Genomic DNA, 6056 nt, shown 5'->3' with positions numbered 1-6056 from the left:
AGTTCTACAGCAACTATCGCGTAAGCAGAGACCTGATTGAATTGAGGAACCTTGCTCAAGTAGCGGAACTGATGATCAGGTCTGCCATGAAACGTAAGGAATCTCGGGGTCTGCACTACACGTTGGACTATCCAGAGCTGCTGCCAGAGGCGAAGGATACGATCCTTACACCCGACAAATGAGGCACGTTAGGAGCCATAGCGTAGCACCATGGGGCCCCAGTTTGTAACAGCTTTGGCGCACATTTGTCCCAACGCTGAGGTCCTTATCACCTGCCCGCAAGGGTCCTTATCGTGCGCCTGAGCGAGCATGCGAGGGCCTATGGGGGTAAGCGCGCAGGTTAGTAGTTACAGGTGGTCACTCAGATTTTTGTGCCAGATCCTCATGAGGTGCTCTTGAGGCACCCATACAGCCAGAAGGCCACATGAACACCAACGCAGGCCCGTAGGCCGCGCTAAACGTGTCCATGAAGTTGTCCTAAGAGTTAAGGGATCGGTGAACCGTCAGGTTTGTGAGACCGTATTGAGTGGCAATCTCAAGGATGCCCTCATAGGATTTAGGCCAGCCTCCACCACTTGAGTCGTTGGTGGCCCCTGACTGGAGCAGGGCAAAGCAAACGGCTGCATATGGGGTCAGGTGATCGACTTGTATCTTCGTAACCACCCGTTTGTCCTTGTAGGTATAACAGAGAGTAAAACTCATGGCTGGCCTTGCCGTAACATGGTCGATGCCCAAGCATAGCAACTAAACAGCTCGCCCATGAGGCCCATTACGGACCTCATGGATACAGCGGGTGTTACGGCTTGACGACCACACGGGTGATCAGCGGAAAGTCTACGGTCTCGACCTGAAGTTTCTCAGTAGGGTCCGCTGGGTTTGCCAGCTTCAGCTTGACCTTGGCCTGAGCCATTACGTCAGCGATACCGGTGATTTCGATGTCCCAGCCCTGTACCGAGGCGTTACGGCTGGCGAGGATTGACCACACATCACCGTCGTTACCTTCACGGAACGACAGGGAGGCGAAGCCTTTAGGGAGCATGAAGACGCCACGGTTGCCATCCGAATAGAACTGGGTACGGCAGCCCAACAGGTCCTCAATATCATCTACGCCTGCACGCTGGGCAGCACGCTCAAGGATTGCCTGTTCGGTCATGTGCATCAGCAGCACGAAGTCACTCAGGGAGTTGCCCACTGAGTGGTTGATGCTCAGTGTTAGTTGGTCAATCCAATCCTCAGCACGATCACGTGGTCCAGTGCCAGCAATGGTGACTTCCTTGACCTCGACACTTGGGGACTTCAGGAGAATGTCCACGATGGTAGAGCCGCACGCTTTCTCAAAGTCCTGCATGGCCTTATCCAGCATTTGGCCGATGGAGTTGCTGGTGAAACCTGCCACCACATGAGCATCTAACAGAGTCATACGGTGCGAGAAGAACGCGGCGGTATCAGTGGGCTCCGTAAAGATCACGTCACCGGCAACAGCTTCACCCTTTGTAATGGTCGAGGTGTCGTAGATCGACTTACGTGGGTCGAACTCGACGTTGCGGTCGACCATGTTGACCAGTTGCACAGGGGTCGGCTCAGTGCCCTTAGGTCGAAACTCACACGGGATAGCATCAACGGCGTTCTGGTGCCATTCGCCACCATTAAAGAAGTCGTCAAGGACCGCAACGATACCTTCAGCGGCGACGCTGCCGTCACTGCATGGGGCGCTTGTGGATGCCTGGGTGTTGAACTGAAGGTTACCACCATTGCCCCACACGGCCTGCTCATAGGCAGTCGGTGCGCTGTAACGGTCAGTGTTCTCGCGGTGGTCGGCGGATTTGAAAGCGTTCTGTTTACGAGTAGGCATGATTGAGTATCTCCTGAAAGTTTACTTGAAGGGGTTCAACGGGACGCCAACAAGAGCCAGCGCCACCGGAGGCAAGACGGTGTGAGTCAGTAGGTTGCCCGTGAGTCATTCCCACGAGGACCATGAGGACCGGCCATTAGCGGCACGGATAGCAGCACCACGTGCACGGTATTCAGCTTCGCGGGCCTCACGCTTGGCACGGCGACGGGCGACCTCAAGGGCCGTAGGGGTCGCATAGGAAGCAACGCGCTCAGCATGGGCACGAGACTCAGCTAACTGGCGCTCACGCTCGGCTGCTGAATGGGCCTCACGAGCACGAACTGCTCGGACCACAGCGGGGAACGCATCAGCGATCAGACCAGCGTCAAGGTATTGCTTAACGATGGCCTCACGGGCCGAATCATTCTTACCTGCACCAGCGATCAGCCCAGACAGCATCACGCCTTCAGCGAAGGTACGGGTCACGCTCTGGCCTTGGACTTCAACAGTTTCGGGCGTTACGTTTTGAATGTTCAATTGCATGGTAGGTGTCTCCTAAATTCGAGACATTGATTCATGGCCCTGCCGCATAGAGGCAACGTGACCAGATGGCAAGGAGTAGCCGCACGGACCTCTCAAGGACATGATCAATATCTTCTGGGTTTGGGTTGGTGCGATCACGGGTCTGTAACTTGGCGGGGTGTGATCTTGGTGCCGATGGCGGACGGCGTTACAGTAGATGGATGATGCGTTGAGCTTTCCCTAAAGGGACCTTTAAGCGTGCACGGAGTACCGCGTCGATGTGGAGCGATGGTGACCCGATGATCGACTTAACGAAGGCGCTCAGACCGGGGTGATTGGCTTCGAGGTGGGCCAGTAGGGAATCCAAATGGACCCCGCATGATGACTCGCAATAGAAGCTGTTACGGGCACGTCGATCACGCCAGATGCCTCGGAGGGTCAGCAACTTCACGCGGGACGCGGGGGTGACGCACAGGGCATTGAGCTGGTCGAGGAAGGAACTGCTCATAGCTATGCCTCCTTGCATGCACGGCCCCAGCGATCCACACGGGATGCCTGAGTGGCCTTCTTAGCTTTGGCCTGAGCGGCCTTGGCTTCAGCTACGCCGACGTTGATGGTCTCAGTATTTGCACGCAACCAGTCAAGGCCACGGGGTTTGACCCTCCAGCCTTCACGGTTGCCGAAGTCCGATGAGATCGCCACAAAGGCGCCTGATGAGAAACCTTGCTGCTTTGGTCGGATCTGACCAGTACGGCTACCAAAATCGTCACAGACGTGAACGAACATCGCCCCCTTTGCGAGAAATTCAAGAGCAAGTCGAGGCTGTTGAATACCAGCCACACGGCAAGCCTCGGTCCATGTCAGACCCGCGCCGCGAGCCTTCATGTCGAGAGTCGTAGCCTTGGGCATGTTTGCGTCCAGAAGGGCATCTTTATGGCGCAGCTCACGGACGGCACTGTTACGCATGGCGATGAACGCACGAATGACCATCAGGTAAAAGTCGGTTGAAACCCACATGGCGTATGCAATTGCGCCCTCTTCTGTTGCAAGGGTCCCGTTACCGTGGGAGACATGCAAATTTGCATCTTTGATCAGGGCAGCTTGAACAGCATTACGCCACTGACCCGGTTCCCGAACATTCAGAGTCTTGGCGATCTCGTTGAGATTCCACATTCCATCTTCGTTCGGCTTGAAGGTCTGCCCCTCAATCACGATAGGCAGCAGATCAGTTTGGTTATTGGTGTTGGCCAGCATAGTAGTGGACTCCTTTTGAATGCCCCCTGAGTTCGCTCCCACAGGCCGACCGTCAAGGCCCCACTACGGGCATCGACTATGGCTCAAGAAGCATTCAGAAAGACTTGACGTTGATAAAAGCCCAGCGACGGGCGTAGAGGAATTCAGAGCGACCGATTAGCTTAGCGGTCTGTCCCTGTTCTTGTGAGGGTTTTTAATCTGGTCATACTGGAGCACCAACGAGCCGCTACGGTCACACTTCTACAACCACGACATCGAAGGTAGACCCAAGATCTTAATGATCGACCTTAAGGTAACTCTAAGAGCATTCTCTTTAAGTTTTTATTATTTATAGAACTAAACTAATAAAACTTAATCTTAGAGTCATCTTGTAGAGATCTTTAAGTTAAAAGGCCCCTTTATACTGTGCGATCAGAGATAGGAGGCCCAAACCTATCAAGGGTCTATTCACACGAAGTGCGCAGACAGAATCGCTACAGTGGACCTGATGCTGGCCCCGCAGATCCCGTTAGGGCTGCGCTTGGTGGTCGTGGTGTCTTGGACATTGGTCTACCTGAAAGAGGTAACGTTGATCACTGGACGTACACGCCTTGCCCGCAGAGGGCCACCTTTGAGGTGACCTTGCGGCATCTTGAAAGGAAAGCAACGCTGATTTAGCCTGTCCCTCTTTGGGTGAGGGTTTTTAAATCTTCGACGAACGTGTAGCTAACACGTCAGGACTCACAACCGCTCGCATGTCCTTATCGAACCTAACGGCTGGTCTTCCCTGAAGTGACATCAAGGTAGACCTTATTGTTGACTTTCATACCGCCGCAATAAGTGAAGTACACACCTTCGCCACGATTCGTTGAGGCCATCCAGCCACCAATTTCCTTGAAGTCATCCTCAGTACAAGTGCCGTCATCTATCAATGCCCGCGCTGCTTTAGCAAATGGGTCCTTATAAATCCTATAATCGTCTGAACCTTTTACGAGAGAGTAATCTCCACTTGCATCCTCTGAAGGGTCCTTAGGGCGATCTCGGCTAAAATCTTTGCTCTGAACCCATTCAGCAAACTTCCCGTCCTTGATGCCATTAACGGCCGTACAGGCTTTATTTCCAGACTTAATGTACTCGCTGACGCCGCCAGTACAGGATGCAGAATAGGTTTTAGTAATACGCACCCACTGACCTTTACGCTCTAAGATGTCAACGCCTTCCCTGAACATAAGACGGCCTGCGACCCCACACTCTGTAGATGGGCAAGTGTGTCGATCAGTACGATCTGTGGTGACCCATAGTTTTTCCTGCCCCAGCGCATGAGCCGCAAAGACTTGAAGCACTGCACAAAGAGCGAGGCCACTGAAGAAACGTCCATTGTTCAATTGACAGCTCCGTTACTTAGTTAATGTTCCATGATGTCCGCATACTAAGCGCTCGTTGGCGACCAGCATAGATGCAGCCTTAGCTTACCAGCTTCAAAGCTTTCACCAGAGCGTCCGCCATACGGCCCACCTCAACGGCACTCCCAGCCCCGTACAGGTCATAACTGATAGACCCTGAAGCGTGACCCAAGATGGACTCAGCGGTTCCCACAGGCACCTCAGCGGCCTTCAAGGCACCGGCCAGTGAGTGACGCAATGAGTGGAAAGTCTGGGTCCGATCAGCGTTCAAGCTCAAGACATCCCGTAACGCACCATTAAGCAGGTTCGAGAACTGACCAGCGCCCAAGGTGAACAGCCGAGAGTCGGCCTTCCTGACAAACTCAAGGAACGCCTTAAGGTCGAAGCCATAGGCCCCGTCAGTCAGCGGTACGACACGTAGAGCATTCTTGGTCTTGGCTGTCTTGCCATCGTTCCTATTGATGTCGATGACCCACACAGTCCCGACCTGCTTAACGTCAGCCTTGGTCAACTGCCTGAGTTCCTCAATACGGGTCCCAGTGATCACTCCAAGGGACAACGCCCAGCGCTGCCAAGCGTCCACTGGAAGCGACTTAGCGTGAGCCATCAGGGCCTTTACCTGATCCTGAGAGAGCGCCTCACGGGAGCTGTCAGCTCCTTTAGTTGGCTTCAGGCCCTTATCGAAACTCTTATCGAGGTAGCCATTGTTCACAGCCCAATCCATGACCGTTGATAGCCGGGTCAGCAGCTTCTTAACTGTCGAAGGCTTACGGGCCTCAAGGAGCTTTTCCCTGAGGCCCTTCATGTCCTCCCGTGTGTGGCTCTTCATGTCCAAGTCACCAAGGACCGCACCGATGGCCTCACACGATGACTTCACGTCCCGCATGGTGCTGGCCTGAATGCTGTCCTTGCGTTCCTCCATGTAGAGCGCAGAGAGAGACTTAAAGGTCAGACCCGGAGAAGCATTTACAGATTGGGAGAGAAAGAGGGCTTCAGGCGTGCCACAAGGTTCATCGTTGAGGTCCTTAACGATCTCGACCAGCTTCCCTGAACGGCCCCGCATACGC

The 6056-nt window shown here is 54.1% G+C and carries 6 protein-coding genes and 1 pseudogene; 1 reads left to right on the top strand and 6 read right to left on the bottom strand.

The genetic code is table 11. From position 1 onward, the window contains the following. A pseudogene (locus ACEWE8_RS25740) lies at window positions 1–182 on the top strand (L-aspartate oxidase); the annotation flags it as partial. A 614-nt stretch (window positions 183–796) separates the two neighbouring features. On the opposite strand, the gene ACEWE8_RS25735 reads toward ACEWE8_RS25740, so the two are convergent. The 6 genes from ACEWE8_RS25735 to ACEWE8_RS25710 all read right to left on the bottom strand — a co-directional run. After that, on the bottom strand, window positions 797–1852 hold the full coding sequence (locus tag ACEWE8_RS25735) for a hypothetical protein (protein WP_020301034.1): 1056 nt from the start codon (window positions 1850–1852) through the stop codon (window positions 797–799). A gap of 105 nt (window positions 1853–1957) precedes the next feature. Further along, window positions 1958–2374, bottom strand: a complete 417-nt coding sequence (locus tag ACEWE8_RS25730) for a hypothetical protein (protein WP_020301033.1) — start codon at window positions 2372–2374, stop codon at window positions 1958–1960. Between the two features lie 187 nt (window positions 2375–2561). Continuing rightward, the gene (locus tag ACEWE8_RS25725) at window positions 2562–2861 is read right to left on the bottom strand and encodes a hypothetical protein (RefSeq protein WP_020301032.1); all 300 of its coding nucleotides are present in this window, start codon (window positions 2859–2861) and stop codon (window positions 2562–2564) included. A gap of 2 nt (window positions 2862–2863) precedes the next feature. Next, window positions 2864–3607 carry a hypothetical protein gene (locus tag ACEWE8_RS25720; protein ID WP_046784948.1) on the bottom strand — a complete coding sequence of 248 codons (744 nt, stop codon included), beginning with the start codon at window positions 3605–3607 and terminating at the stop codon, window positions 2864–2866. A gap of 749 nt (window positions 3608–4356) precedes the next feature. Then, the gene (locus ACEWE8_RS25715) at window positions 4357–4971 is read right to left on the bottom strand and encodes a hypothetical protein (protein ID WP_046784947.1); all 615 of its coding nucleotides are present in this window, start codon (window positions 4969–4971) and stop codon (window positions 4357–4359) included. A 79-nt stretch (window positions 4972–5050) separates the two neighbouring features. Continuing rightward, window positions 5051–6056, bottom strand: a 1006-nt coding sequence (locus ACEWE8_RS25710) for a tyrosine-type recombinase/integrase (RefSeq protein WP_395589433.1), incomplete at its 5' end; no start/stop codon positions are given.

Source organism: Pseudomonas sp. TR47, from assembly GCF_044143025.1.
GTDB lineage: Bacteria > Pseudomonadota > Gammaproteobacteria > Pseudomonadales > Pseudomonadaceae > Aquipseudomonas > Aquipseudomonas putida_E.
The sequence above is the reverse complement of the archived record's forward strand: the minus strand, read 5'-3'. Positions and strand labels throughout refer to the sequence as shown.